Origin of the sequence: Mesorhizobium sp. M8A.F.Ca.ET.161.01.1.1 (genome assembly GCF_004792105.1) — a bacterium.
GTDB lineage: Bacteria > Pseudomonadota > Alphaproteobacteria > Rhizobiales > Rhizobiaceae > Mesorhizobium.
Genome location: NZ_SRTD01000030.1, coordinates 14,001 through 38,054, shown reverse-complemented (window position 1 = coordinate 38,054; position 24,054 = coordinate 14,001). Strand labels below are relative to the sequence as shown.

The 24,054-nt window shown below is 60.2% G+C and carries 23 protein-coding genes and 1 pseudogene; 12 read left to right on the top strand and 12 right to left on the bottom strand.

Annotation, left to right across the window (positions count from 1 at the left end; genetic code table 11):
• Window positions 1-7: 7 nt before the first annotated feature.
• From EN804_RS33615 to EN804_RS33600, 4 genes are all read right to left on the bottom strand, one after another.
• A complete protein-coding gene (locus EN804_RS33615; protein ID WP_127276982.1) occupies window positions 8-982 on the bottom strand; it encodes an ABC transporter permease in 975 nt (324 codons plus the stop codon).
• Window positions 979-2,520, bottom strand: a complete 1,542-nt coding sequence (locus tag EN804_RS33610; RefSeq protein WP_127276984.1) for a sugar ABC transporter ATP-binding protein — start codon at window positions 2,518-2,520, stop codon at window positions 979-981. The genes EN804_RS33615 and EN804_RS33610 overlap by 4 nt, the downstream gene beginning before the upstream one ends.
• Window positions 2,521-2,604: 84 nt before the next feature.
• Window positions 2,605-3,600 carry a rhamnose ABC transporter substrate-binding protein gene (rhaS, locus tag EN804_RS33605; protein ID WP_127276986.1) on the bottom strand — a complete coding sequence of 332 codons (996 nt, stop codon included), beginning with the start codon at window positions 3,598-3,600 and terminating at the stop codon, window positions 2,605-2,607.
• 55 nt (window positions 3,601-3,655) lie between these two features.
• Window positions 3,656-4,459 carry a DeoR/GlpR family DNA-binding transcription regulator gene (locus tag EN804_RS33600; protein ID WP_027145694.1) on the bottom strand — a complete coding sequence of 268 codons (804 nt, stop codon included), beginning with the start codon at window positions 4,457-4,459 and terminating at the stop codon, window positions 3,656-3,658.
• A 186-nt stretch (window positions 4,460-4,645) separates the two neighbouring features.
• Between EN804_RS33600 and EN804_RS33595 the strand changes: the two genes are divergently transcribed.
• From EN804_RS33595 to ggt, 3 genes are all read left to right on the top strand, one after another.
• Window positions 4,646-6,748, top strand: coding sequence for a bifunctional rhamnulose-1-phosphate aldolase/short-chain dehydrogenase (locus EN804_RS33595; protein WP_127276988.1), 2,103 nt, complete (start codon window positions 4,646-4,648; stop codon window positions 6,746-6,748).
• A gap of 88 nt (window positions 6,749-6,836) precedes the next feature.
• Entirely contained in the window at window positions 6,837-8,129 is a 1,293-nt protein-coding gene (gene rhaI / locus EN804_RS33590) for an L-rhamnose catabolism isomerase (RefSeq protein WP_127276990.1), read from the top strand.
• Window positions 8,130-8,364: 235 nt separating this feature from the next.
• Window positions 8,365-10,104, top strand: coding sequence for a gamma-glutamyltransferase (ggt, locus tag EN804_RS33585; RefSeq protein WP_135922211.1), 1,740 nt, complete (start codon window positions 8,365-8,367; stop codon window positions 10,102-10,104).
• An 84-nt stretch (window positions 10,105-10,188) separates the two neighbouring features.
• Here ggt and EN804_RS33580 read toward each other — a convergent pair whose 3' ends face one another.
• The 4 genes from EN804_RS33580 to EN804_RS33565 form a co-directional block, all read right to left on the bottom strand.
• Window positions 10,189-10,530, bottom strand: coding sequence for a hypothetical protein (locus EN804_RS33580; RefSeq protein ID WP_015319229.1), 342 nt, complete (start codon window positions 10,528-10,530; stop codon window positions 10,189-10,191).
• A 269-nt stretch (window positions 10,531-10,799) separates the two neighbouring features.
• Entirely contained in the window at window positions 10,800-11,288 is a 489-nt protein-coding gene (locus tag EN804_RS33575) for a hypothetical protein (RefSeq protein ID WP_245511858.1), read from the bottom strand.
• A gap of 257 nt (window positions 11,289-11,545) precedes the next feature.
• On the bottom strand, window positions 11,546-11,986 hold the full coding sequence (locus EN804_RS33570) for a hypothetical protein (RefSeq protein WP_135922210.1): 441 nt from the start codon (window positions 11,984-11,986) through the stop codon (window positions 11,546-11,548).
• 323 nt (window positions 11,987-12,309) lie between these two features.
• Window positions 12,310-12,606 (bottom strand): adenylate cyclase, encoded by a 297-nt coding sequence (locus tag EN804_RS33565; RefSeq protein ID WP_210212440.1) that lies wholly within the window; start codon window positions 12,604-12,606, stop codon window positions 12,310-12,312.
• Between the two features lie 1,284 nt (window positions 12,607-13,890).
• Here EN804_RS33565 and EN804_RS33560 point away from each other — a divergent pair.
• Window positions 13,891-15,177: an MFS transporter gene (locus EN804_RS33560; RefSeq protein WP_127311540.1), complete on the top strand. Its 1,287-nt coding sequence runs from the start codon at window positions 13,891-13,893 to the stop codon at window positions 15,175-15,177.
• 150 nt (window positions 15,178-15,327) lie between these two features.
• Here the strand turns inward: EN804_RS33560 and EN804_RS33555 are convergent, their stop codons facing one another.
• Window positions 15,328-16,263: an XRE family transcriptional regulator gene (locus EN804_RS33555; protein ID WP_167531545.1), complete on the bottom strand. Its 936-nt coding sequence runs from the start codon at window positions 16,261-16,263 to the stop codon at window positions 15,328-15,330.
• Between EN804_RS33555 and EN804_RS37470 the strand changes: the two genes are divergently transcribed.
• The 4 genes from EN804_RS37470 to EN804_RS33530 all read left to right on the top strand — a co-directional run bounded on the left by EN804_RS37470 (window position 16,262) and on the right by EN804_RS33530 (window position 20,434).
• Window positions 16,262-17,320, top strand: coding sequence for an SEC-C domain-containing protein (locus EN804_RS37470; protein WP_127310336.1), 1,059 nt, complete (start codon window positions 16,262-16,264; stop codon window positions 17,318-17,320). The genes EN804_RS33555 and EN804_RS37470 overlap by 2 nt on opposite strands.
• Before the next feature lie 905 nt (window positions 17,321-18,225).
• Complete coding sequence (locus EN804_RS33545) at window positions 18,226-18,612, top strand: hypothetical protein (protein ID WP_127310335.1); 387 nt, start codon at window positions 18,226-18,228, stop codon at window positions 18,610-18,612.
• A gap of 110 nt (window positions 18,613-18,722) precedes the next feature.
• Window positions 18,723-19,403: a thermonuclease family protein gene (locus tag EN804_RS33540; protein ID WP_245511859.1), complete on the top strand. Its 681-nt coding sequence runs from the start codon at window positions 18,723-18,725 to the stop codon at window positions 19,401-19,403.
• A gap of 359 nt (window positions 19,404-19,762) precedes the next feature.
• A complete protein-coding gene (locus EN804_RS33530) occupies window positions 19,763-20,434 on the top strand; it encodes a hypothetical protein (RefSeq protein ID WP_127310332.1) in 672 nt (223 codons plus the stop codon).
• A gap of 33 nt (window positions 20,435-20,467) precedes the next feature.
• On the opposite strand, the pseudogene EN804_RS38385 reads toward EN804_RS33530, so the two are convergent.
• A pseudogene (locus EN804_RS38385) lies at window positions 20,468-20,557 on the bottom strand (oxidoreductase); the annotation flags it as partial.
• 687 nt (window positions 20,558-21,244) lie between these two features.
• Here EN804_RS38385 and EN804_RS33520 point away from each other — a divergent pair.
• The 4 genes from EN804_RS33520 to EN804_RS38370 are packed head-to-tail and all read left to right on the top strand — an operon-like array spanning window position 21,245 to window position 23,027.
• Entirely contained in the window at window positions 21,245-21,916 is a 672-nt protein-coding gene (locus EN804_RS33520) for a hypothetical protein (RefSeq protein ID WP_245478274.1), read from the top strand.
• On the top strand, window positions 21,913-22,092 hold the full coding sequence (locus tag EN804_RS38380) for a hypothetical protein (RefSeq protein WP_245478273.1): 180 nt from the start codon (window positions 21,913-21,915) through the stop codon (window positions 22,090-22,092). Before EN804_RS33520 ends, EN804_RS38380 begins: the two co-directional genes overlap by 4 nt.
• Window positions 22,093-22,111: 19 nt before the next feature.
• A complete protein-coding gene (locus EN804_RS38375; RefSeq protein ID WP_245478272.1) occupies window positions 22,112-22,570 on the top strand; it encodes a hypothetical protein in 459 nt (152 codons plus the stop codon).
• Window positions 22,521-23,027 (top strand): hypothetical protein, encoded by a 507-nt coding sequence (locus tag EN804_RS38370; RefSeq protein ID WP_245478271.1) that lies wholly within the window; start codon window positions 22,521-22,523, stop codon window positions 23,025-23,027. The genes EN804_RS38375 and EN804_RS38370 overlap by 50 nt, the downstream gene beginning before the upstream one ends.
• A gap of 12 nt (window positions 23,028-23,039) precedes the next feature.
• On the opposite strand, the gene EN804_RS38365 is transcribed toward EN804_RS38370, so the two are convergent.
• Both EN804_RS38365 and EN804_RS38360 read right to left on the bottom strand, forming a co-directional pair.
• Window positions 23,040-23,570, bottom strand: a complete 531-nt coding sequence (locus EN804_RS38365; RefSeq protein WP_245478270.1) for a hypothetical protein — start codon at window positions 23,568-23,570, stop codon at window positions 23,040-23,042.
• A complete protein-coding gene (locus EN804_RS38360; RefSeq protein WP_245478269.1) occupies window positions 23,501-23,905 on the bottom strand; it encodes a hypothetical protein in 405 nt (134 codons plus the stop codon). Before EN804_RS38360 ends, EN804_RS38365 begins: the two co-directional genes overlap by 70 nt.
• Window positions 23,906-24,054: the final 149 nt, after the last annotated feature.

Genomic DNA, 24,054 nt, shown 5'->3' with positions numbered 1-24,054 from the left:
GTCCCGCTCATGCCTCCGCCTTCCTCAGAATAATCCGCCCCTTTTGGCGTTCGCCGCGCGCGTTGAGCACGACGGCCAGGATGATGGCGCTGCCCGAAATCGCCATCTGCCAGAAGGGCGAGATGTTGATGACCGGCAGCGCATTGGAGATGATGCCGAGGAACAATGCGCCGAGCACCGCACCCCCGACCGAGCCGATGCCGCCCGCGATCGAGATGCCGCCGATGACGCAGGCGGCGATGATGTTGAGCTCATAGCCGTTGGCGACCTCGACCGAGGCGATGACATACCGCGAAATCCAGAGATAGCCGGCGAGGCCACCGATCATGCCGGAGATGCAGAAGACGATGAATTTCGTGCGCCCGACATCGATGCCGGTATAGACCGATGCCGTCGGATTGACGCCGATGGCATAGATCGAGCGGCCGAGCGCGGTACGCGTCATCAAGACGAAGAACAGCGCGATGACCAGGATGGCGATCCAGGACAGCACCGGAATGCCAAGCAAGGCCGCGCGCTGAAAGCCGATGAAATCCGGGCTCATCTTGTCGGCGTTGACCCAGGCGCCGCCCGAAATGACGAAAGTGGCGCCGCGATAGATGGTCAGCGTGCCCAATGTCACCACGATCGAGGGGATGTTCAGCCGCCAAACCAAGAGGCCGTTGATGGCGCCGAGCACCAGCCCGACGGCAAGCGCGATCACGACCAGCAGCGGGATCGGGATCGCCGGATGGGCCGCGTTCAGCATCGCTACCACCATGCCGGTGAAGCACAGGTTGGAGGCCATCGACAGGTCGATCGACCGTGTCAGGATAACGACCATCTGGCCGAGCGCCAGGATCATCAGGATCGAGGTGTCGTTGAACACCTGGCGCAGGTTGCCGGGGTCGGCAAAGCCCGGAAAGCGCATCGAGATCAGTCCGATCAGCACGGCGATGGCCGCCAGCAGCCAGATTTCGCGGTATTTCAGGAAAGCCTTCATGCCGCGATTCCCGCTGCCGTCCGGACCAGCGTCTCGGCGTCCAGTCCCTTATTGTCGTAGACCGCCGCGACCAGGCCCTCGCGCATGACCACGACGCGGTCGGACATGCCGAGAATCTCCGGCAGTTCCGATGACACCATGATCACCGACAGGCCCTGCGCCACCAACTCCGCCATGAAACCGTGCACGGCGGCCTTGGAGCCGATATCGATGCCCTTGGTCGGCTCGTCGAGGATGATGACCTTGGGTGTCGTCGCCAGCCATTTGGCGATGACCACCTTCTGCTGGTTACCGCCCGAGAGGGTACCGACATCCTGGCTGAGCGAAGAGGCGCGCAGGTCCAGCCGCTCGGTGTAGGAGCGGGCAAGCGAAAACTCTTCCGCGAGCCGCAGCATACCGGATTTGGAGGTGCGGGCGAGCGATGGGAGCGAAACATTCTGGAAGATCGGCAGGCCGATCACCACGCCTTGCTTGCCGCGCTCCTCCGGCACGTAGACGATGCCGGCCCCGATCGAATCCGCGGCCGATTTCGGCGCGATTGCCTTGCCTTCCAGCGTGATCGTGCCGCCGGATATGCGGGTGATGCCGGATATCGCCTGCATCACCTCGCTGCGCCCGGCGCCGACAAGGCCATAGAAACCGAGGATTTCGCCCTTGTGCAGCTCGAAGCCGATATTGTTGAACTCAGTTGGATGCGAGAGGCCGGAAACGGAAAGCACCGGCGCGCCGATTTCAGCCTTGCGCTGCGGAAAGATGTGGTCGACCGAACGGCCCACCATCATGCGTACGATCTGGCTCTGGCCGGCATCCTTGATCAGCCCTTCGCCGACCATCTCGCCGTCGCGGAAGACCGTGTAGCGGTCGGCGATGCGGTAGATCTCGTCGAACTTGTGGCTGATGAACAGGATCGCCTTGCCCTGCTCCTTGAGGAACGCGATGAGCAGGAACAGCTCCTCGATCTCCTTCATCGAAAGGGCGGCCGTCGGCTCGTCCATGATGACGATCCCAGAGTCGATCGACATGGCGCGCGCGACGGCGACGAGATGCTTGTTGGCGATGCCGAGATCCCTGAGCCGCGCATCGGCGTCGATATGGCCGGCATGCATGGTGTCGAGCACTTCGCGCGCATTCTTGCGCATCATGCGCCAGTCGATGGTGCCAAAGCGCGTGCGCGGCGCATGGCCGAGAAAAATGTTTTCGGCGACACTGAGATCGTCGAACAGCACGGTTTCCTGATGGATGGCGGTGACGCCAATCCCGAAGGCGGCGTGTGCGCTTGGCAGCGCGACGGCCTGTCCGTCAATGCTGATGGTGCCTGCATCGGGCTGGTAGATGCCGGTCATGATCTTGACCAGCGTCGACTTGCCGGCGCCGTTCTCGCCGATCAGCGCGGTCACCTGACCCGGATAGAGCGACAGGCTGACATTGTGCAGGGCCCGCACGCCGGGAAAGCTTTTTGAAATGCCGGACAGCGTCAGGCGTGGAGCCGAGGCCGGAGGCCGCTCCTTTGTCTCGTTGTGTCGGGCCGTCGTGTCCATATCCGTATCAAGCCCTGAAACTAGGTCCGTTTGAAGTCGCGGCGGGATGTGACTCCCGCCGCGTCAGCTTGAAAAACTCAGTGATCAATAGATCTTGGAGAACTTCTCGATGTTGGACTTGTCGAACTGGAAGGGCGGAGCCATGGCGGCCGAGTTGGTGTCGTCGAGCGTGACCTTGCCGACACGGCCGATCGACAGCGTCGCACCCGGCTTGGCTTCTTCCTTCTTCACCGCCAGGTCATGGGCGAGGTAGACGGCGGAATAGCCGAGGTCGATCGGGTTCCACAGCGCAACCGCCTGGCTGGCGCCGTTGTCGATGAACTTCTTGAACTCCGACGGCAGCGCCAGGCCGGTGACGTTGACCTTGCCGATCAGGTTCTCGTCGGTGACGACCTGGGCGGCGGCAACGACGCCTACTGTGGTCGGCGCGATGATCGCCTTGAGGTTCGGGTAGGACTTCAAGAGGCCCTTGGCCTCGTCGGTGCTCTTGGCCGAGTCGTCATCGCCATAGACGGTGGCGACCAGCTTGATCTTGGGGAACTTCTCCGGCAGCACCTTCTTGGCCGCTTCGATCCAGGAGTTCTGGTTGGTCGCGGTCGAGGAGGCCGACAGGATGGCGACGTCGCCGCCTTCCGGCAGATAGTCGGCGGCGAGCTTGATGATGGTCTCGCCGATCAGGCCGGTGTCGGACGGGTTGAGGTGAAGCTGGCGGCCTTCCTTGGCGACGCCCGAATCCCAGGAGATGACGGTGATGCCGCGCTCCATGGCCTTCTTCAGCACCGGCACCAGGGCGTCGGCGTCATTGGCGGAAATCGCGATGGCGTTGACCTTCTGCGCGATCAGCGAATTGACAACTTCGATCTGCGCCTCGGCGGTCGCCTTGGTCGGGCCGGTGTAGATGATGTCGACGTCGCCGAGTTCCTTGGCGGCCTCTTCGGCGCCCTTGTTGGCGGCATCGAAGAAGCCGTTGCCGAGCGACTTGACCACCAGCGCGATCTTGACGTTTTCCGCGTAGGCGGCATTCACGAACATGGCGGCCGAGAAGGCCGCCGTCACCATCAATTTCTTCAAGATGCTCATCTGGTATCCTCCCTTGAGCGTTGCATTCCATCGCCGCTGCGGGCGTGAGTTGGTCTCAGGCCTGCAGTGAAGATTCTTCCTTTGTCGACTTGCGGGCGACGATCAGCGTCACCCCCGCGGTTTCCAGCATCTTGGCTTCGCGGTCCTCGATGCCGTCGTCGGTGATGACGGTGGCGATGCGCGAAAGACCGCACAGGATCAGGCTGGAGCGTTTGCGGAATTTCGAGGAATCGACCAGCACCACCAGTTCGTCGGCCTGGTCGATCAGCTTCTGCTCCGCCTGGATCAGCAGCGGATCGCCTTCCATCAGGCCGAGAGGCCCCAACCCTTGAGCACCCATGAACATGCGGCGCGCGTAGAAATTGCGCGTCACGTCATTGTCGAAGGGCGACAGGATGATGTTCTGCTCGCGGTAGATCGTGCCGCCCGACAGCATCACCGTGTTCTTGGAGTGCTTGAGCAAGTGCTCGGCGATCGGGAACGAATTGGTGAAGATCGGCATGCGGCGGCCGGTCAGGAAATGCACCATCTGGAAGGTGGTGGTGCCGCCATTGATGATGATCGGCTCGCCGTCCTTGCACAGTTCCACCGCCTCGCGGGCGATGGCCCGCTTCTGCGCGGCGTTGAGCGTTTCGTTGACCGAGAAGGGCCGGCCGGCCAGCCCGATGAACTGCGGCGGCGATATCGCCTCGGCGCCGCCGCGCACACGGCGCAGGCGTTTCTGCACATGGAGAGCCGCGATATCGCGCCGGATCGTCGCCTCGGACGACTCCGTCAGGTCGACCATTTCCTGCACCGTCACCACAGGTTTTTCCTGGACGGCGGACAGAATGATCCTGTGGCGCTCTTTTTCGTGCATGGTTCCTCCCTGCCTGGCCATCTAGGCACCCAAAACGAGCAGTGTCAATCATTTCCGATCATATAATTGCATTGTGCAGTGCAGTATGATCGATCTTGATCGTTTGTGATTGACAAGTTTGTGTCTTGCGTAGACATTCCCGACAAAATGGACCGCGTTTTTTTGCGTCCCCAGGGAGGATTACCTATGCTCGACAAGCGCTCCGGCTCGCGCCTCGCCAATCTGTGGGATGATGCGAAGGCCAAGGGGATGAGCGATCCCGAGCTTCTGGTCTATCGCTCGAACACGCTCGGCTCCGACAAGCGCGTCACCAACTATGGCGGCGGCAACACCTCTTCGAAGATATGGCAGAAGGATCCGCTCACCGGCCAGGATGTGGAAGTGCTGTGGGTCAAGGGATCGGGCGGCGACAGCGCTTCGATCAAGCTTGATGGCTTCGCCACCCTCTACATGGACAAGCTGCAGGCGCTGAAGGGGCTTTATCGCGGCGTCGAGCACGAGGACGAGATGGTGGGTTATCTTCCCCACTGCACCTTCAACCTCAATCCGCGGGCGGCCTCGATCGACACGCCGCTGCACGCCTACGTACCGAAGCCCTTTGTCGACCACATGCATCCCGATGCCATCATCGCCATTGCCGCAGCGAAGGATTCCAGGGCGCTGACCAAGGAAATCTTCGGCGACGCCATCGGCTGGCTGCCATGGAAGCGTCCCGGCTTCGAACTTGGCCTGTGGCTGGAAAAATTCTGTGTCGAGAACCCTGAAGCCAAGGGCGTCATCCTCGAAAGCCACGGCCTGTTCACCTGGGGCGATACGCCCAAGGCGTGCTACGAGACGACGATATCGGTAATCAACCAGGCGATCGAATGGTTCGAGCGCCGCTCCGAGGGTGTGGCGATCTTCGGCGGCGAAGTGGTCAAGTCGCTCGACGCTTCGGCTCGTCGCGACATCGCTGCGAAACTGATGCCGAAAATCCGTGGCCTGATCTCGGAAAAGAGCCACAAGATTGGCCATTTCGACGATTCGGCCGCCGTGCTCGAATTCGTCAACTCGAAGAATTTGCGCCCGCTGGCTGCACTCGGCACCTCATGCCCGGATCATTTCCTGCGCACCAAGATCCGCCCGCTGGTGATCGAATTCGATCCGGCAAAGCCTGATGTCGATGCCGTCATAGCGCGCCTCGCCGACGACATTGCCGAATATCGCGTCGGCTACCAGGCTTATTACGACAGTTGCAAGCATCCGGATTCACCCGCCATTCGCGATCCCAACGCCGTGGTCTACCTGATGCCCGGCGTAGGCATGTTCACCTTCGCCGGCGACAAGGCGACGGCGCGCATCTCGGGCGAGTTCTACGTCAACGCCATCAACGTCATGCGCGGCGCCTCCACCGTCTCTTCCTATGTCGGCCTGCCCGCGCAGGAGGCTTTCGACATCGAGTACTGGCTGCTGGAGGACCTGAAGCTGCAGCGCATGCCGAAGCCGAAGTCGCTCGCCGGCCAGATCGCGCTGGTCACCGGCGGCGCCGGCGGCATCGGCCGCGCGACGGCCAACCGGCTGCTGCGCGAAGGCGCCTGCGTGGTGCTGGCAGATATCGACGAGGCGGCGCTCGCGGGCGCCAATGAGGAACTGGCCAAGACCTATGGCAAGGATTTCGTCCGCCCGGTGCTGATCAACGTCACTTCGGAAGACCAGGTCGTCGCCGGCTTTGCCGAGACGGCGGTCGAGTTCGGCGGCATCGACATCCTGGTGTCCAACGCAGGGCTAGCCTCCTCGGCGCCGATCGAGGAGACGACGCTGGCGCTGTGGAACAAGAACATGGACATATTGTCGACCGGCTATTTCCTGGTCTCGCGGGAAGCATTCCGGCTGTTCCGGGTACAGAAGATCGGCGGCAATATCGTCTTCGTCGCTTCCAAGAACGGCCTTGCCGCATCGCCCAACGCCTCCGCCTATTGCACCGCCAAGGCCGCCGAGATCCATCTCGCCCGCTGCCTGGCGCTGGAAGGCGCGGAAGCCCAGATCAGGGTCAATGTCGTCAACCCGGACGCCGTGCTGCGCGGCTCGAAGATCTGGACAGGCGAGTGGAAGGAACAGCGCGCCGCCGCCTACAAGATGTCGACCGACGATCTGGAAGAGCACTACCGCTCGCGTTCGATGCTGAAGCGCTCCGTCTTCCCGGAAGACATCGCCGAGGCGATCTATTTCCTGGCCTCCGACATGTCGGCCAAATCGACGGGTAACATCATCAACGTCGACGCCGGCAACGCGCAGAGCTTTACGCGCTGAGCTTCCTTCTCCCCGTTCTACGGGGAGAAGGTGCCCGAAGGGCGGATGAGGGGCGGCGCCAGCCGTGCGAGTACTGGGAGGAACAGCAGTGTCCGAATTGATCATCTCGGCCGACGTCGTCGAAAAAAATAATGCCGCGCGCAAGGCCGACCTCGAGCGTGACTACGCCTCGCTCGGCGAGCGCCTCGACCGCCACGGCATCGCCATCGATGCCATCAGGGACAAGGTCGAGAAATTCGCGGTCGCGATCCCCTCCTGGGGTGTCGGCACTGGCGGCACCCGCTTTGCCCGCTTTCCCGGTGCCGGCGAGCCGCGCGACATCTTCGACAAGATCGAGGACTGCGCCGTCATCAGCCAACTGACGCAGGCGACCCCGACCGTCTCACTGCACATTCCGTGGGACAAGGCCGATCCGAACCGGCTGAAGCAGGCGGCCTCCCGCTTCGGTCTCGGTTTCGATGCCATGAATTCCAACACCTTCTCGGACGCGAAGGACCAGAAATTCTCCTACAAGTTCGGTTCGTTGTCGCATGCCGATGCCGGTGCTCGCCGGCAAGCCGTCGAGCACAATCTCGAATGCATCGAGATCGGCGAGACGCTTGGGTCCAAGGCATTGACGGTGTGGATCGGCGACGGCTCCAACTTCCCCGGCCAGGTCAATTTCGCCAAGGCCTTCGAGCGCTATCTCGACGCCATGCGGGAGGTCTATGCCGGCCTGCCGGCCGACTGGAAGCTGTTCACCGAACACAAGATGTACGAGCCGGCCTTCTATTCCACGGTCGTCCAGGACTGGGGCACCAACTACATCATCGCCAAGGAGTTGGGCGACAAGGCGTTCTGCCTCGTCGACCTCGGCCATCACGCGCCCAACGTCAACATCGAGATGATCGTGTCGCGGCTGATCCAGTTCAAGAAACTCGGCGGCTTCCACTTCAACGATTCGAAATATGGCGACGACGACCTCGACGCCGGTTCGATCGATCCCTACCGGCTTTTCCTGGTCTTCAACGAGCTGGTCGATGCCGAGCTATCCGGCGCCGAGGGCTTTGATCCCGCGCATATGCTCGACCAGAGCCACAACGTCACCGATCCGATCGAAAGCCTGATGCTGTCGGCGGTCGAGGTGCAGCGTGCCTATGCGCAGGCGCTGCTGGTCGACCGCAAGGCGCTCGAAGGCTTCCAGGAGGCCAACGACGCGCTGATGGCGACGCAGACGCTGAAGGCTGCTTATCGCACCGATGTCGAGCCGATCCTGGCCATGGCGCGGCTGAAGACCGGTGGCGCCATCGATCCGGTCGCCGCCTATCGGGCGGCGGGCTACCGCGCCAAGGTCGCGGCCGAACGGCCTGCAGTCGCAGGTGGTTCCGGCGGTATCGTCTGAGGTCGAGCCACTCCCCCTCATCCGGCCGCTTCGCGGCCAACTTCTCCCCGAGGGGAGAAGAGGTCAGCGCCGGTGCAAGCTCCTCTCCCCTTGGGGAGAGGTCGGATTGCCCGAATTGCCCTTGCAATTCGACTTGGCAATCCGGGTGAGGGGGTCTCTCACGCGCTTATTCAATTGTTATTGGACTAACGCCCCCCGAAGGTCTTTCCTAGGCGTCCCGCTTAGGAGTCCCGCCATGCACCTCACCCGCCGGACGCTCATTGCCGTCAGCCTTTCGATCACCTTCGCCTTCATACCATCCGCCGCCGTCTTCGCCGCCTCGCCGGCACCCGCCAAGGGCGAGAACGGCATGGTCGTCACCGCCCAGCATCTGGCTTCCGAAGTCGGCGTGGAGGTTCTGAAAAAGGGTGGCAATGCCGTCGATGCGGCTGTCGCCGTCGGCTATGCCTTGGCCGTCGTCTATCCCAATGCCGGCAATATCGGCGGCGGCGGCTTCATGACCATCCGCTTCAAGGACTGCAAATCGACCTTCCTCGATTTCCGCGAGCGGGCGCCGCTTGCCGCGACCAAGACCATGTATCTCGACAAGGACGGCAAGCCGGTGAAGGGCGCCAGCCTCGACGGCTATCTCGCGGTCGGCGTGCCGGGTTCCGTGGCCGGTTTCGAGATGGCGCGCGAGAAATACGGTACCTTGTCCAGGCAGGACCTGATGGCGCCTGCGATCGCCTATGCCAAGGACGGGTTCATCCTCAATCAGGGCGATGCGGCTTCATTCGCCGGCAGCGCCGACAGGCTGGCGAAGGACCCGGCGGCCGCCGCCATCTTCCTCAAACCCGAGGGCAAGCCCTATGGCATCGGCGAGAAGCTGGTTCAGCCCGACCTTGCCGGGTCGCTCTCGGCCATTTCCGAGAGAGGTCCCGATGCCTTCTACAAAGGCGCCATCGCCGACGCCATCGTCAAGGCGAGCGGCGCCAAGGGCGGTATCCTGGCCAAGGGTGACTTCGAGCAATATGCGGTGCGCGAGCTGAAGCCCGTCAGCTGCTCCTATCGCGGCTACGAGATCATCTCTTCGCCGCCGCCGAGCTCGGGCGGCGTCATCATCTGCGAAATCCTCAACGTGCTGGAAGGCTATCCGCTGTCCTATCTCGGTGCCGGCTCGGCCGAGACGGTCCATGTCATGGTCGAGGCGATGCGCCACGCCTATGTCGACCGCAACTCGGCGCTCGGCGACCCGGATTTCGTCGACAATCCGGTCTCGAAGCTGCTCGACAAGACCTATGCCAAGGACATCCGCGACAAGATCGATCCGTTCCGCGCCGGCGTGTCGCAGGATTTGATGCCGAAGGGCTTCGGCGAATCGAAGGAGACCACCCATTATTCGATCATCGACAAGGACGGCAACGCGGTCGCGGTGACCTACACGCTGAATGGCTCGTTCGGCGCCGGCGTCGTGGCCGATGGCACTGGCATCCTGCTCAATAACGAGATGGACGACTTCACCCAGAAACCCGGCGTGCCCAATCTCTATGGCCTGGTCCAGGGCGAGGCCAACGCTATCCAGCCGAAGAAGACGCCGCTGTCCTCGATGAGCCCGACCGTGGTGGTCAAGGACGGCAAGCCGTTCATGGTCATCGGCAGCCCGGGCGGCTCGCGCATCATCACCATCACGCTGGAGGCGATCGTCAATGTGATCGACCACGGCATGAACATCCAGGAGGCGATCGACGCGCCGCGCATCCATCACCAATGGCTGCCCGACACGGTCTATGTCGAGCCGTTCGGGCTTTCGCCCGATACCGAAAGGCTGCTCGCCGGTATGGGCTATCACCTCGATCTCGCTCACCAGAGCTGGGGCCAGGCGGCGGGCATTCTCGTCGGCGGCAAGAGCCTGGCGGAAATCGAGAAGGGCGGCGGCGCGCGCTACAATGGCGCCATCGACAGCCGCGCGGCGTCGGGCGAAGCGCTTGGATATTGACAGGCCGCAAGCCTGTTCCTTGCCGGACGAGGCCGGATTCCACCCTTCGGGAGCGGCCTCCGCTTCATGGCCCGGCAGGAGCCGTCAGGTCACCAGCGTGATGGTCGATGCAATCAGCATCAAGGCGGCAATGCCGACGAACAGCGCATAGATGCGTGGCCGGTCGAGCAAAAGCGCATTTCCCGATATCCAGGCCGACGTGGCGCCGCCCAGAGCGAAGAGGAAGCCGTTGCGATGGCCGAAAGTCATCGACGCGGCCATCAGCCCGCCGATGATCAGGGCGCCGAACACGATGATCACGGCGACCGCGTATTTCTCGAAGTCGTTGTTGCCGATCCCTGGTCCGATCGCGTTCAAATTCGGCAGGTCGTCCGGATCGAAGGGGTTCGCCGACCCGTATTCGTCTTGACCCATGGATTCTCGCATCACTTGATCTCCGCTGACCGGCAACAAACCATCAACGCCTGCCGAGCGCAACCCGATCGCGCTGTGGCGGATGCGCCCGGCACCGCTCTGGGCCCCTCTCGGGGATGGTTTTGCGGAGCTGTTGCCCGATCGCGTCACCTACCTTCTCGGGTTTGTCGCCTCCGATCCTGCCGGTGACGGTCAACCGCTCGGTACAGGCGGCTTTCGCGCTGCGGCAACCGAATACCGCCCTGGCTGAACACCTGTCTCGGTAGAACCACCTCGCGCCATCATTGCTGTGAAGGAGGGGCGCTCAGTCGACGATAGGGGATGCCATCGAATCTTGCCGTCACAAAATCGGTGACGGACATCTTGCGCTTGCGTCCGTCGCTGCAGGCGTAAACCGGCCAACCGGCATCGCTGCATTCGCTGGCTGCGCAAATACGCGCCAGGCAGTTACCGATAGTCAATCGGAAGCCGCCCTTGCCGGCGAAGCCTTGCAACAAGCTGCCGTCCGCCGAGCGCCATGTCCGCGCCCGGAATTCCGCCCGCAAAAGCAATGGTTCGAGAGGGATCGCAAGATTGGTTTCGCCGGCGCGCCCTGCGAACTGCAGACGGAAGCGCGCCATTGCAGTCGCGTACGCGGTCACAAGATCCGATTCGCGAAAATAGGCGATCGGCAGGTTGGAGCGATCAAACAGATGAGACATGCGTTCGCTTGCCTCTACCGGCATCAGCAAGGCAACAAAGACAAGAAAGGCGACGCAAGCTCGCGACATTTTACAGCAGCCATATTGGTCTCGGCCTGCCGGTTTGGCCCCGGTTGCCCCCCAGCAACATCCCGCCAATCGTCGTCCTGCGCAAGCCGCTTGCCGAGGCAGTTCATGAGGCGGCCGAGTGTGCAATTCGCAAAGGCCGCCGCGTTAAAGCGATTGGAGGCGAAGACGGTGACCCGCATCGACGAATTTGCGCGGGCGATGGCGATGTACAGTCGGCGTTCGCGGCAAAGAAGAACAGCTACCGCAGCCAGGGTTCCCTAGGCGAGGCGAGCCGGTGGCAGTTCGAACAGATTGGCGCCGTTCTCCTGGCCCCGCTCGACATAGCCGATGATGCCGAACCATCTGGCGACGTCAGGCCCCTGCAGCCAGCTGCGCGAATGGATCGGAAGGTTGCCGGCCAGCGCCTGGATATGCCTGATATGCCGCTTGCAGAAGCGCACCGTCGAGGCGCGGAAGAAATCCTCCTGCGCGGCAAACAGCGTATCGGCGGCATCGCTGTTCTCGTGCCAGGCAATGATCGCCACGGCCTTGTCGCCCTCAACGAGCGCATGCGCCCGGCCTTCCTTCAAATTCATCATCAGATTGTCGTAGGCGATCTTGCTGTCCTTGCCGGCCGCCACGTACTCGTCCGACATCCGCTTGGACAGGCCATGGAAGACATCCTCGAGATCCCCGAGCGTAGCCGCGCGTGCTCTCATCTCACCTCCTGCAGACCCGGCAGGGAGTTTGCCCTAGGGATGGTGGGGCGCCAAGCAAATTGAATCCCCCAGGAGCCCGGTGAGAGCAAAGTCGTTCCGTCCATCGATATCCGTGAGTACCCCCCACCGCGCCGAGAAGTGAGCCTGGCCCGATAAATTCCGAGATCCGAGGTTAGAAAACGCTCGGATCAGCAGATTCGCCGCGGTTTTCGCGTGGTGCCGGCGAGTTTCCCGAGCTCACGCCCACAAGTGGCGTCAACTTGGCGGGATGCGTTGGCCCGGCTGCTTCGGCGGCCGGGCCTGTTGTTCCGCGGACCGTGCTGTCACCTATTATGGGACTGCTGGAAGCCGGCCACGTCGTACTGAGATACGCTCTTCGGATTCTTCGAGTTTTGCGGCTGGGTGCCGGCGTAATGTGTTCCGGCATTTCCATCCGGGTTGAAAGCTGAGCCCGGGGCAGAGCTGGCGTGGCCGGGGGTCGCACTTCCTGTTTGAGCAGTTCCGATTTCTTGGCTGGGCTGACCTGTCGTGCCCGTCACCGTGTGAACATTGGTGGCCAAAGCCATGCTGGTGGAACCTATGAACAAGCCTGCCACCATCGGAATGAGGAGATGTCTCATGATCGTTCTCCCAAAAGCATTTGATTTTGGGCGCTCGGGGTCTTGTGAGCGCCCGGCGAACTAAAGTTAGAACGCTCTTCGGACCATCATTCATCCCGACTGTCGCAAACTGTGATCTGTTTGTTTCAGTGACACGCTTTTGGCGGCTTCGGTCTCCAGGTCCTTTAAGGCATCAGGGAACAAGAGCCTGTGGATCCCAGTTAACTGGATATGCCAGCCAAGATCAAAGAACCACAGCCGAAGCCCGGCCCGCAGCCACCCGTCGATCGGCCAGACAAAGCTCCGTCGGAGCTTGAGCATGTCGATCCGCCACCGCGAGACGTGCGGGAGGCGCCGGCACCAAATCCCAATGGCGACAAGAAAGCCTAAGCGCCGACTCGCGAACGCGCTGCAACAGGCGCATGCCACACGAGAACGATCAGGTGGTCGCTCTATAAGACTTGATTTTCTTTTTAAAAGATGGTGCCCAGAGGCGGAATCCAAGTAAATGAAATCGGCCATTGCTTTCAAACGGTTGTGGTTCGCACAGCCATGGCACCTACCAACAGAAGTACCAACAAAATATTTCTGTGGATTGGTTGGGTTCCCAGACTTCGCACTGCGCGCTAAGACGCCGGCAATACCTGCACCTTATCTCGTAAGCCGATAGTGGTTGCTACTGGGGGTAGCCCAGTTCGTCCCCTCGATGACATCCCATGATGGGGGGGTCGAGTCGGGAGAGGGCTACCGCCAATACAGCGCTGTTGTAGAAATCGTCTGCTAATCGTACGTTCGCGGTGTGTCTATGCGGTTTAAATCGGATGGGAGAAGCGCGTGATCTGGCAGGACGAATGACTGGCGTATGTCGAAGCAACGCGTCCTAATCCACCGCCACGTTGGTTCGAAACTGTGACCCTGCATGATTGAACACGTCTCGGAGGACCGTATTTAAGGATAGACGTGTTCTCAGGGAAAGCGGCTGAGTGCCATCGCTTCGACACGTTTCATCCAAGCGTCCTTGCAGTCGGAATAGGCGTGGCTGTCTTCGGGATGCATCACCGGGCATCGACGTCGAATGCATCCTGCCTTGACCGCATGAAACTTTCCGCCTAGCTCATGGTGCCATGAACGTCGCAATGGTTTTCATCGTGGTGGTAAGGGAGCGCATGGGCAGGATGGTGTAACCATCCGGCGAAAGCACCCATGCGCGGTAAGCAGGCTCCTGACGGGGCCTTTTTTTATGCCCGAAATCGGGCCGCCTCGTCAGACCCTCACTTTTTATCCCATCACAAGGTGAAAGAGATCATGGCGAGCGACAACCCCACTCGGAGTCCGGACACCGACATATCAGCGAAAACGGTCATCACCGAACCCGCTACTCCACCCCGGCTAATTACTCTCATCTTGCTTTCGGCTCTTGCCGTGTTGCCGGTGAACATGATTTTGCCGTCGCTGCCGAACATTGCCGCAACGTTCCGAGCCGATTTCGCATTGGTCAATCTGTCGGTCGCCGGCTTTGCGATCATCACCGCCGTCATAGAGGCCATCGGCGGCGCACTGTCGGACCGATTTGGGCGCAGGCCGGTCGTCTTGATATCTCTCTCGATCTTTGTCGCGGCGTCCACCGGCTGCGCTCTGGCTCCCAATATCGGCACTTTCCTCCTGTTTCGCGCGATGCAGGCGTGCATCGGCCCCTGCTATTCCGTCGCTCTGGTCATCATCAAGGAGACATCGGATGAACGCGAAGCCGCCAGCAAATTCGGTTACCTCGCCATGGGATGGGCGCTCGCGCCCATGGTCGGTCCTTTGTTTGGCGGGTCGCTGGACGAACTGTTCGGATGTCGGTCAAGCTTCGTTGTCTTCGCGATCCTCGGTGCGGCCGCCTTTGCCCTATCCATGCGCGAGATCAGAAGAATTCCATTGCCTAGATCGAACAGGAACTATCTTGCCTCCTATCGGGTGCCTCCTATCGGGTGCCTCCTATCGGGTGCCTCCTATCGGCTGCTCCTGCGTTCAGCACGGTTTTGGGCCTACACACTGTGCATGGCGTCCTCAATGGGGGTGTTTTATGTGTTCCTGGGAGGCGCACCATTGGTCGTCGGTGACGCGCTCGGTGGATCAAGCGCGAAGCTCGGCCTCTACATGGGATTGGTTCCCACCGGCTTCATCCTCGGCAGCTATTTGGCCGGGCGTTACGCCTCGAAGAACGCACTGGGCACTACACTTGTTTTCGCGCGTCTACTGACTTGCGCCGGTCTGTTGGCCGGTCAGGTCCTATCGACATTTAGCATCACTCACGTTCTGGCCTTCTTCGGCCCCTGCGTCTTCATCGGCGTCGGCAACGGATTGACCATGCCTGCCGCCAACAGCGGCGCCTTGTCGGTACGGCCGGATCTGGTTGGCACCGCTGCGGGACTGGCCGCCGCAATGAGGATCGGCGGCGGAGCACTCATAGCCTCCATCGCCGGTCTGTTCCTTGCGGATTCGATCCGCGCGCTTTTCATCATGATGCTGATATCGGCAGCACTTGCATTGTTGGCGGCGCTGTACGCCGCCTTTCTCGATCGGCGCGCTTCAGAGCCTGGTTCTTAGCGGACGACCGCTTCCCATCCTTCCAAGACGTTCGCACGGAACCAATGAGCTTGCACAAGAGGTCGAGGAGGTGACTGCCCTCGGTTTTCCCTTAGCCTCGAATCTGACCTTGTTGAACCAACCGCCGCTGGCGGTCGACGGAAGGCATCGTTAGGGTTTGGCCAGACTCACTTTCTTTCCAATATGATCGCGCCACAACCCGAGCCGCTTTATTCGATATTCAACAAGTTCCGGTGAGGTCCCGAAGAAGGACGCGATCTCAGGGGCACTTTTGCCACCCGAGACCATACGCTTGATCGGGTCTCGTGGAAGCAAAGTTGCCGATGCCAAGAAATACGCGTCGTGCTCTTCAGCGCTATCATATGTTCGACCGAAGCAGCCAGCAATCTTAGCTATCTTGGTCAGCTTGTGCCCGGCAAGAATATGCCAATATTCCTCAAGGAGCGTCACTCTTTGTCTCTCAACGGTATGGTAGTCGTTTAAAAAGACAACCCACCTATCCTGATCGGAATTTAAGGGAACGCTCATAGCGGACCACTCGCCTCGCGACGGTCCAGCAAGTGTGTTCTTTGCCTTTCCAGTAATACAGGAGGTATCCCGCAATCGCTCTACCATAACAGAATCAACAACCAAATAGAATGGATCTAGCGGGTCGCTTTTCTTCAATCCTAAATCTTTTCGGAAATCTTCGGCCGTCTGCTCCAGCTCTTCCTTTGACATGGCGATAACTTCAGCATCTATCGGCGCGCTGCTCGGTTCTGATATGTCACCCTTACTATAGTGCTGACGAAGACACACGGCAGCGTCCAGCAGGGTTTGCACAGTCTTGGAGGACGCGTTTTTGCCAGCGCGGAAGTGAACGAATGCCACCCGATCAAAGCCAAGCTCGTGTTCATCGGCATCGGGGCCGAGCCACTCGAGCAGCCTAATTTTGGAATTGTTGTCGGGCGACCCGTCGCCCCGCTCGATGCGGGCCAGCGTGGAGAAGCTGATTCCCACAATCCCCGATAATGCCCTTATACTAAGACCTTCGCGTTCCCGCTTCTCGCGGACCGCCCCGACGAGCTTTTCTTCGAATTCGTTCATGTTCACCATTGTGCGATCAGCACACCTTGACACGCTTCGCTTCAGAATGCATCCTGTGCTGGTGACACAGACTCGCACATCGGCAAGCAAAATGAAAGTGTTGTTGACCGACGATGCGCGGGCTGAGTTGCATCGGATTGGCGTCGGTTTGGACGCGCGCCGGCCCGTGCGGGTGAAGGACGGGGGCATCGTTATCCTCGACCCACAGCCCACATCACCCACTGTCCAGGAGAAAAGTGATGAGCAACAGCAAGGAGCGGGAGGACCCGCAGCCCGATCATGGCAAAGGTCCACCCGGCGGCAAAGGTCGTCCGGTAGATCACGGGCGCCCCGTGCCGGATCACGGATCGTCGGCCTCGCCGGCAACTACGCCGGGCAGCTAGAGAATGTGCAACGGGCATACCCCGGCGCAACTCTCCTCCCCGATGACCATGGAGTATGGCTTCTCGCTCGCAGCCAAGTGATAGATGGCTTATCGCGAGAAGCCATATTCCTTATTGCCCTACCAGAAACGCCAGCGGTCGAGCCGCGTGGATGGGCGTTCTGGCAGCAAGATGGGCAGGTCGAATGGATCGGCCCGCGACATACCAATTTCCCTGACGGCTCGGTGTGCGCTTATCACCCCATGCTCGATAAAGCTTGGTCGCCAGGCAGTGATTTGTGCACGTTGCTGGACCTTTATAGCGTATGGGCGCTTCGCCAGCTTCATTTGGTGGTGTTTGATCGGTGGCCGGGACGCCAGTATGCGATGCTGGATGAACTGGGCCAAGCTGATCCCTATTATCGGCTAACCCAGTTTAAGGAGGCCGAGCTTTGCAACTGCGGATCAAATCGGCGCTATGGCGAATGCTGCCGGCCGCATGATCTGAAGCTACCCTTCCCGTCGATTCTGCACGCCTTCAAAAGCCGTAATCTCGGTCTCGGCATCTTTGATCGAGCGCCTCCCGCCGAAATTGCAGTGTTGATTGCCGAAGGAGGACAGAATCCCCCACCCCCCATGCTTGGGGTTCACTCTACTCTGCGGGCTCATATCGTGGACGTAAGGGGGAATCCTTAGCCCTACATCCCGTAAGAGATGCTCGATCGGGTCAGAGGGAAAAGCATTCCACTTCTGACGAAATCCCCGATGCCAGGTGCCGACGACTTCCGAGCCGTCGAACCATGTCGAGAAGTTCAGCTTCGGAAAATGCAGCACGCGGGCCGCCCACCATATTTTCTCAATATCGTGGTCGCCTGGACCCTTTGCCCATGGGGTCCAGCCCTTGCATAGCCGTTGCGCCAATTCGCTGTTTCGCATCTTCAATCCCACGGAATGATGGATAAAATAGCGGGGTATATCCGTCGTAATAGGGAAGTCTACGAACTGCCGGCAGGTGGAATTTACCAGATTTGTTCATCACTCTTGCAACAAATTCAACTTTAGGAGATGCTAACTCGGCCTTGGGAGGGCTGGGGGATGAGAATAAAAGCATTTGTGGCACTTGGTGCCACGGCAGCGCTGGGCGGCTGCCAAACAAGCAATCAAGCCGACTACATGCAAATAGGCTACGGGCCTAGTTTCTACGTCGCCCACGCTCAATGCGAAATGCATAAGGGGTCGGTTGACCAAGGCTATATTGCTATCGGGTCCCCGGGCTTTGTTGCGGGGGCCGGAATCGGGAATGCCCTCGGCAACTTGGCTGCCGAAGATCACTATATGAAGAACTGCCTCATCCTAAGCGGGTGGAAGCGTGCCCCGCATGGCCAGGGTGCCACGGCAGCTCCAGCCGTTGCTGGTGGCGCGCCACCGACACCCTATGGGATCCAGCGTGCACCTGGCAGCTGGATCAATACGGCGCTGCTGGACTGGTCAGACGCGAATAACAAGTGCGTCGCCGGCGACAAGCCCGCGTGTGGGACTCGAGCGAAGCTTGGTGCGCAACTGAGAGCCGCCGGCATAAACCCGGCGCCGGTCTAGGGGCCATGCAGTGGAACCTGGCGATCTGCCTTGGCATCGTTCTGGCATTGAGCGGCTGCGCAGCGGATTATCTCAATCACTATGACAGCGTGACGCTCTCTGCCGGCGACGCCAATCGCGCCAATAGCCTTGCCCAGATAGTCGACCCGTTCAACCCGAACAGTCAGAACACGCATATCGAGGGCGACGGCCAGCGAACAGCTGGAGTCATCCAGGCCTTTCGCGGAATCCCGCTGACACCGCCAGGCCAAGGTGCGCGCCAAGGTGGCGGCGGGGACTCTGGCAATCATCCATGCGATCTGCGCAATGGGGTTGACAGCCTAGGCCGGGCTTGTGGTGAACGTGCCGCCGAAGCGAAACCGGGCGGCCGCACCGGACATGAGGCGAACTAGCAATGCTGCGTAGAATGCGATCGCCTCGCCGGAGGCCACTTGGCATGGTGCAAAGGCGCCTGATCTTGGTGACGGTGGTCGCGGCTGGCGCTCTGGCTGCGCAAACGGCCATGCAACACAGCGACCACATGCCCGAGCTCCATCTGCCGAATTGGACCAGCGCGGGCCTGGCGACGATTGCCGGCGTGGCATCCGTCATCGACGGCGACACGATCGAAATCCACGGACAGCGCATCCGCTTCAACGGCATCGACGCGCCGGAGAGCCAGCAGCTTTGTAAAAATGCGAGCGGGGCCGACTATCCCTGCGGCCGGCAATCGGCACAGGCGCTTGACACCTTCCTGGCCGCGTCTAAGCCAGTGCAATGCACATTCGTGACCTGGGATCGTTATCACCGCTTTGTCGGCGACTGCCAGCGTGCCGATGGCGCCAGCGTGGCCGCCTGGATGGTCGAACACGGCCAGGCGATCGACTGGCCCCGCTACAGCCATGGTGCCTATGCAGCGCAGCAGGGGAAGGCGGAAGCGGCGAAGGTCGGGCTGTGGGTCGGAAAGTTCCAAGCGCCGTGGGAATGGCGCGCCGGGCATGGAGATAATGCCCAATCGGCGGTGAGCCAACCAGTCGGCATCATCAGCCGTCAACAGGTAGCCCAAAGCTACTCATGCCAGCCGCGGCGGAAATGCTCGCAAATCAGCTCGTGCGACGAGGCTCAATGGTATCTCAGTAATTGTCCGTGGGGCGGCAAGCTCGACCGGGATGGCGACGGGCAGGCGTGCGAAACCTTATGCTAGGAATGGCGACGATGACAGCGAGACTAATTGGACTGGCTTTGGCTTTGTGCCTGCCCTTTCAGATGGTTGCGCTTGCGGCGGGAGAACCGACTGTGGTCTCCTGCAAGTTTGAGCACCTGCCTCCGATGCTGCTAACGTTCCGTGGCGGGATGGGAGCTAACGACAATACCCTGCAAGTCGGACAAAACCCGCCCGTTCCGTTAAGCGTCGGATCAAGTTTGATGGTTGCCGAAATAGGGGTACAGGAGCTGACGTTTTCCCTTCGAATGCCCACCTCTGTTTCGATAGCCGCGCCTGGGAATGACGTCATCACATATTACGGAGACTGCATTAGCTCCCTACAACCGCGAGGATAACCGGTGCGGCTGCTTCTAAGGGCTGATGGAGCCGAGCGGCGCAACTGGCTGGATTTATTCTCGGCTCCGTTCGACCCTTCCGTTGAGGTGCTTAGTCAGGACGGGCAAGAGCATCTTGTTTTGAACGTGGCCCGGTTGGGCGCTAGTTCCACGCCCCGAGAAGCCTATGACGCTGGTAAGTTGGCCGTCAGGGAAATGAATGCGATCGTGGCCCGAATTGTTGGCAAATCAAATGTGACGTTGACCGGAACGGTTCGCTTATTCGGGGACCGATTATTGGTAGATTTCATCATGGAGACCGAGACAGCGCATTTTAGATTTGGCGCCGGGGCGGCCAGGTTTCAGATCCTTGACCAGCATGGTGAGCCGATCGTCGAGGAAGCGGCACCATCGATCGCGCAAGAGAGATACAAAGCCGCTGCCGCCCAACCTATTCTTGCTGAAGCGTTGGCCTATTCAGCCGGAGCCCCTGACTGGTTTGATCTCTACAAAGCGTGCGAGTGTCTCCTGGCCGCAGGCGTCAAACTCGATAGCGGGATGAAGGAGGTCAAACAGACCGCTAACGCCTTTCGCCATAGAGTCAACGGCAGTTCCCGGTTGCCCCCAAATCCGCCAAGCCTCCTCGACGCCGTGAGACGAACGAGACCCTGCATAAACCGGGAGTTGGACCGCTAGGGAAGACCTGTCAGCGTATGACGACAGCGCCCCTTAGACGATTGACCTATGGACGCCGCCGTCGACGCGCAAAGCAGCGCCACTTGTCGCCGAAGCCTGCTCCGAGCAGACATAGACGACCAAACCACGCCGAGCTTACCGCCAACCAACTGCCCATCCAGGAAGGGTCGCCATCAACCCCCATCTGACCCATGCGCCGAAAATGGTAGATCGATGGCGAATATGCCGGATCGCCACTACGCAGACTGTTTAGTGTCTGCGCAGCCGCGACCGTGATCTCAATAGTGATATCGCCTCGCTCGCCAGGACGAACGCCAACCCTGAACGACGGTTCTCCATCGACGATGTCGAAGCGAATGCCTTGAACTGCACCCTTGGAAAGTTCGACACCATCCATGTAGCGTTCGACAAATGACACATTCAGCTCAGCCGGCAAAACGGCCCGCCTCGTGCGGGCCGTTTTGATACTCGGCTGGCTGGCCATCGATTTGCCTTGGCTCAGGGGCCTGCCTTGCAAGGAGGCAAAGCCGACGCCGCGGGACAAAAAACCAATCCTGTCCCCGCAACCAATTCTGTCAAAAACCAATAACCGTCCCCGGTCTAACCGGTGCGATTTTTTCGTTTAGGGGCCAGGAACGTCTCGGGTGGTGACGTGCTCCCTGGTTTGTCCCACGTTTAGGAGTTAGCCCTGTTCACGTTGTGATCCCTTCACGGATCGTTGACAATCAAAAGGCCTTCGCCGATCTCCATTTTCTCAATCCCCTTCGCTCGGAGCCGTATCGCCCGCTTCAACGCTTCGAGGTAGTTCAAATGCTGCAATTTGATGGAAACTGGCGCTTCGACAGTCCCGGCCCGATTGAGCCGACGGTCAACCATGCGTTTCGCGATCTGATTGACCGCATTTGCAGCCAAGGCGATCGCCGCACGATTTTGGAGCGCTTCAAGTCTCGCTTTGCCGGTGCGGGTGGTGCGCCCTACTACCCCAGCAGCAGCGTGAGCTGGGCTTCCGACGATCTCGACAAACTCATGAATGTGGCGAGCGAAAATGCTCCGCTATTCATTGAGGCCTTCTGCGACGGCTGCAGCGACATCGCCAATCAGTGGTCCCACATAACCCTACTGGACGTCGCGCGCCTCAACCGTATTCTTGCCGACGCGGGCGCCGGCTATCAGATTGATCCTCCGGCTTTGCGCGCGACCCGAGCCCATGTTCCGATCGCCGTTCCTGAGCAGCTGCCCTCTGTCGATGCGCAAGCATCGACGCTGATCTCTGTAGCGCTCGACGCGTCCGAGCGGGCTCTGTCGCAGGGAAACGGACGACAGGCCGTTCAGGAGGTTCTGTGGTTGCTGGAGACCATCGCCACCGCTTTCCGCGGACTTGATGTCCCGGACGGAAGCATCCAAGGGCGCTACTTCAATAAGATCATCGGTGAGCTCCGTGCACGCGGCCGAGGCCATCAAGGCAGATCTTGCAATGGATGATGACACTGCACGGCTACCTGTCTTCTCCGACTGGTGGCGGCGTGCGGCATGGCACCGATCTGAAGGAGGGTCTCGCACTGGGCATCGACGAAGCTCGCCTATACTGCAATCTCATCCGCAGCTATCTGACATTCCTGATAGCCGAGCATGACCGTGTCAGCCGGCGAACGGCGTGATAGTTCGGAACGGATAATCGTGACTCGCATCTTCGACTTCGACGGCCCTAACATGAACAAGGGCTTCATCAACCTTAGGGCCGCTGAGCATCCCGAGGAAAAGCGACTGCACAGCATCATCGAAGGCATGTGGGAGCGCTACGAGCCCTATGCCGATCCAGATTTTCGCGACGGCTTCGCTCGCGATGTCGATGCCCGCTTCTGGGAAATGTATCTCGGTTGGACTTTCCTCGAGGCTGGGCATGCGCTGCTGCCGACGTCCGAACGGTTGCGCGAAGGTGGGCAACCCGACCTCTGCGTCCTGACTGATAGTGGGCGTATCTGGATCGAGGCCATTGCCCCGGACGAGGGTAATCCCGGCCCAGACCAGGTCACGCGCCCAAGGCGGCGGCCTCTTTGCGGCGCCCGTGCGCCAGGCTCAGCTACGCATGACGAGCGCATTCTGGACGAAATTCAAGGTCATCAAAAAGTATCTTAAAGAGGGCAACATCGGCGCGGATGACGTGCGTCTGATCGCAATCAGCGCCAGCCGCTTCGGTGTCTATGTCCCCGAAAAGCCCCCGCTGATCCTGACATCGTTGTTCCCCATCGGTGACGCCTACATCACCATCGATCGCGCAACAGACGAGATAGTCGAGGAAGGATTCCACGCGTCGCCTGAAATTGCGCGCCAGGGTAAGCCGGTCGAGCGCACTGCTTTCCTCAACCCACTCTTCAGCGACGTCTCCGGCGTTCTCTGGTCTCGCGTCAGTCTCGGAAATCTTTCCCGGAAGACCCGCCCGCTGACCTACGTCCACAACCCCTTAGCGACGCGTCCGCTGCAGCAGCGATTTGGCGTTTGGGACCGGGAATTTGTAACGGTGATCGACGGCGAGCATTGGAAGGCAATAGACATCCTCGCGCCCCAGGTTGAGATGAATCAAGCGGACGTGTGAAGGCCCGCCAATCTACGAAGGCCGACCCTGTACTGCGTTTTGGATCTCCTCAACGAAGATTTTGATCAGGTCCGCCGTCTCCTGGACGAACGCCTTCGTGAAGACGTCGATCTCCTTGCCCTCCTTGTCGAAGCCGTTGCGGTGGACGCAATCGTGACGAAGCAAGACGGCCTTGAACAGGCTGGCTTTGTCGCTGGCGAGGTCCAGAATTCGCACGCCGAGAGCGATGTTGTAGAGAACGTCGACCTTTTTGAGATTGTGATACATGACAGAACGCAGGTGCTCCCGGACCCTGCGTTCGACCAACGCGGGCTCCTTTGACACCTCGGACAGAGTGAATTTCTTCTTCCCCAGATCCTCGTCCTGATCAATCAAACGCTGCATAGCCGCTTTGTCGCCCATAACCTCATTGAGCAGAGTGTCGCCGAGATATGCTTCCAGCGCCGTGACCTGGTGGGAGAAGATCATCCGGTTCACGAGATGGTCGCCGTGATATCCACCATGATCGGCGAGCAGATCACCCGTGTGGTGATAGGAGTCCATGAAAACCCGATATGGGTTGGACGATGCCTGATAGTCGAGCCAATCGTCCGGTTACTCTCACCATGCTCAAGCCCGTAGTCGAAGTCTTCGACGAGCTCGTTCCTGCCAATATCTGTGTTGTGATAGTTTTCGATGCCGACGGGATACTCCCAAAGCCCCCAGGTCAGGTCGCCAAGCTCCGGATGGTCGATCACCGCCTCATAATGGATTTCCGGTCCCATCTGGCGCTCATCGCCGCCAACGGCGTCCCAATCCAAATCTTCCGCTCCGACTTCAAAGATTTCACGACTCGACGCGTGACGGATACGGGCAATGCCCTTGCAGTAGACTTCCATGTGCCCACCCACTGACTCGCTTTCGCCAGCTTAAACAATCGACGAGCCGGGTGGCATAGAAAATCGAAAGGCACTTCGTTCTGCGTCACCGGCAGTTATTGTTCGAATATGCGTGCTTGCGAGTTTGTCTGGGTCGCGGAAAACAGTCT

Coding starts and splice junctions, on each gene's coding strand:
- EN804_RS33615 (WP_127276982.1), bottom strand. CDS start 982: ATGAAGGCTTTCCTGAAATACCGCGAAATCTGGCTGCTGGCGGCCATC.
- EN804_RS33610 (WP_127276984.1), bottom strand. CDS start 2,520: ATGGACACGACGGCCCGACACAACGAGACAAAGGAGCGGCCTCCGGCC.
- rhaS (WP_127276986.1), bottom strand. CDS start 3,600: ATGAGCATCTTGAAGAAATTGATGGTGACGGCGGCCTTCTCGGCCGCC.
- EN804_RS33600 (WP_027145694.1), bottom strand. CDS start 4,459: ATGCACGAAAAAGAGCGCCACAGGATCATTCTGTCCGCCGTCCAGGAA.
- EN804_RS33595 (WP_127276988.1), top strand. CDS start 4,646: ATGCTCGACAAGCGCTCCGGCTCGCGCCTCGCCAATCTGTGGGATGAT.
- ggt (WP_135922211.1), top strand. CDS start 8,365: ATGCACCTCACCCGCCGGACGCTCATTGCCGTCAGCCTTTCGATCACC.
- EN804_RS33580 (WP_015319229.1), bottom strand. CDS start 10,530: ATGCGAGAATCCATGGGTCAAGACGAATACGGGTCGGCGAACCCCTTC.
- EN804_RS33575 (WP_245511858.1), bottom strand. CDS start 11,288: ATGTCGCGAGCTTGCGTCGCCTTTCTTGTCTTTGTTGCCTTGCTGATG.
- EN804_RS33570 (WP_135922210.1), bottom strand. CDS start 11,986: ATGAGAGCACGCGCGGCTACGCTCGGGGATCTCGAGGATGTCTTCCAT.
- EN804_RS33565 (WP_210212440.1), bottom strand. CDS start 12,606: ATGAGACATCTCCTCATTCCGATGGTGGCAGGCTTGTTCATAGGTTCC.
- EN804_RS33560 (WP_127311540.1), top strand. CDS start 13,891: ATGGCGAGCGACAACCCCACTCGGAGTCCGGACACCGACATATCAGCG.
- EN804_RS37470 (WP_127310336.1), top strand. CDS start 16,262: ATGTTCACCATTGTGCGATCAGCACACCTTGACACGCTTCGCTTCAGA.
- EN804_RS33555 (WP_167531545.1), bottom strand. CDS start 16,263: ATGAACGAATTCGAAGAAAAGCTCGTCGGGGCGGTCCGCGAGAAGCGG.
- EN804_RS33545 (WP_127310335.1), top strand. CDS start 18,226: ATGCAGTGGAACCTGGCGATCTGCCTTGGCATCGTTCTGGCATTGAGC.
- EN804_RS33540 (WP_245511859.1), top strand. CDS start 18,723: ATGCAACACAGCGACCACATGCCCGAGCTCCATCTGCCGAATTGGACC.
- EN804_RS33520 (WP_245478274.1), top strand. CDS start 21,245: ATGCTGCAATTTGATGGAAACTGGCGCTTCGACAGTCCCGGCCCGATT.
- EN804_RS38380 (WP_245478273.1), top strand. CDS start 21,913: ATGATGACACTGCACGGCTACCTGTCTTCTCCGACTGGTGGCGGCGTG.
- EN804_RS38370 (WP_245478271.1), top strand. CDS start 22,521: ATGACGAGCGCATTCTGGACGAAATTCAAGGTCATCAAAAAGTATCTT.
- EN804_RS38365 (WP_245478270.1), bottom strand. CDS start 23,570: ATGGACTCCTATCACCACACGGGTGATCTGCTCGCCGATCATGGTGGA.
- EN804_RS38360 (WP_245478269.1), bottom strand. CDS start 23,905: ATGGAAGTCTACTGCAAGGGCATTGCCCGTATCCGTCACGCGTCGAGT.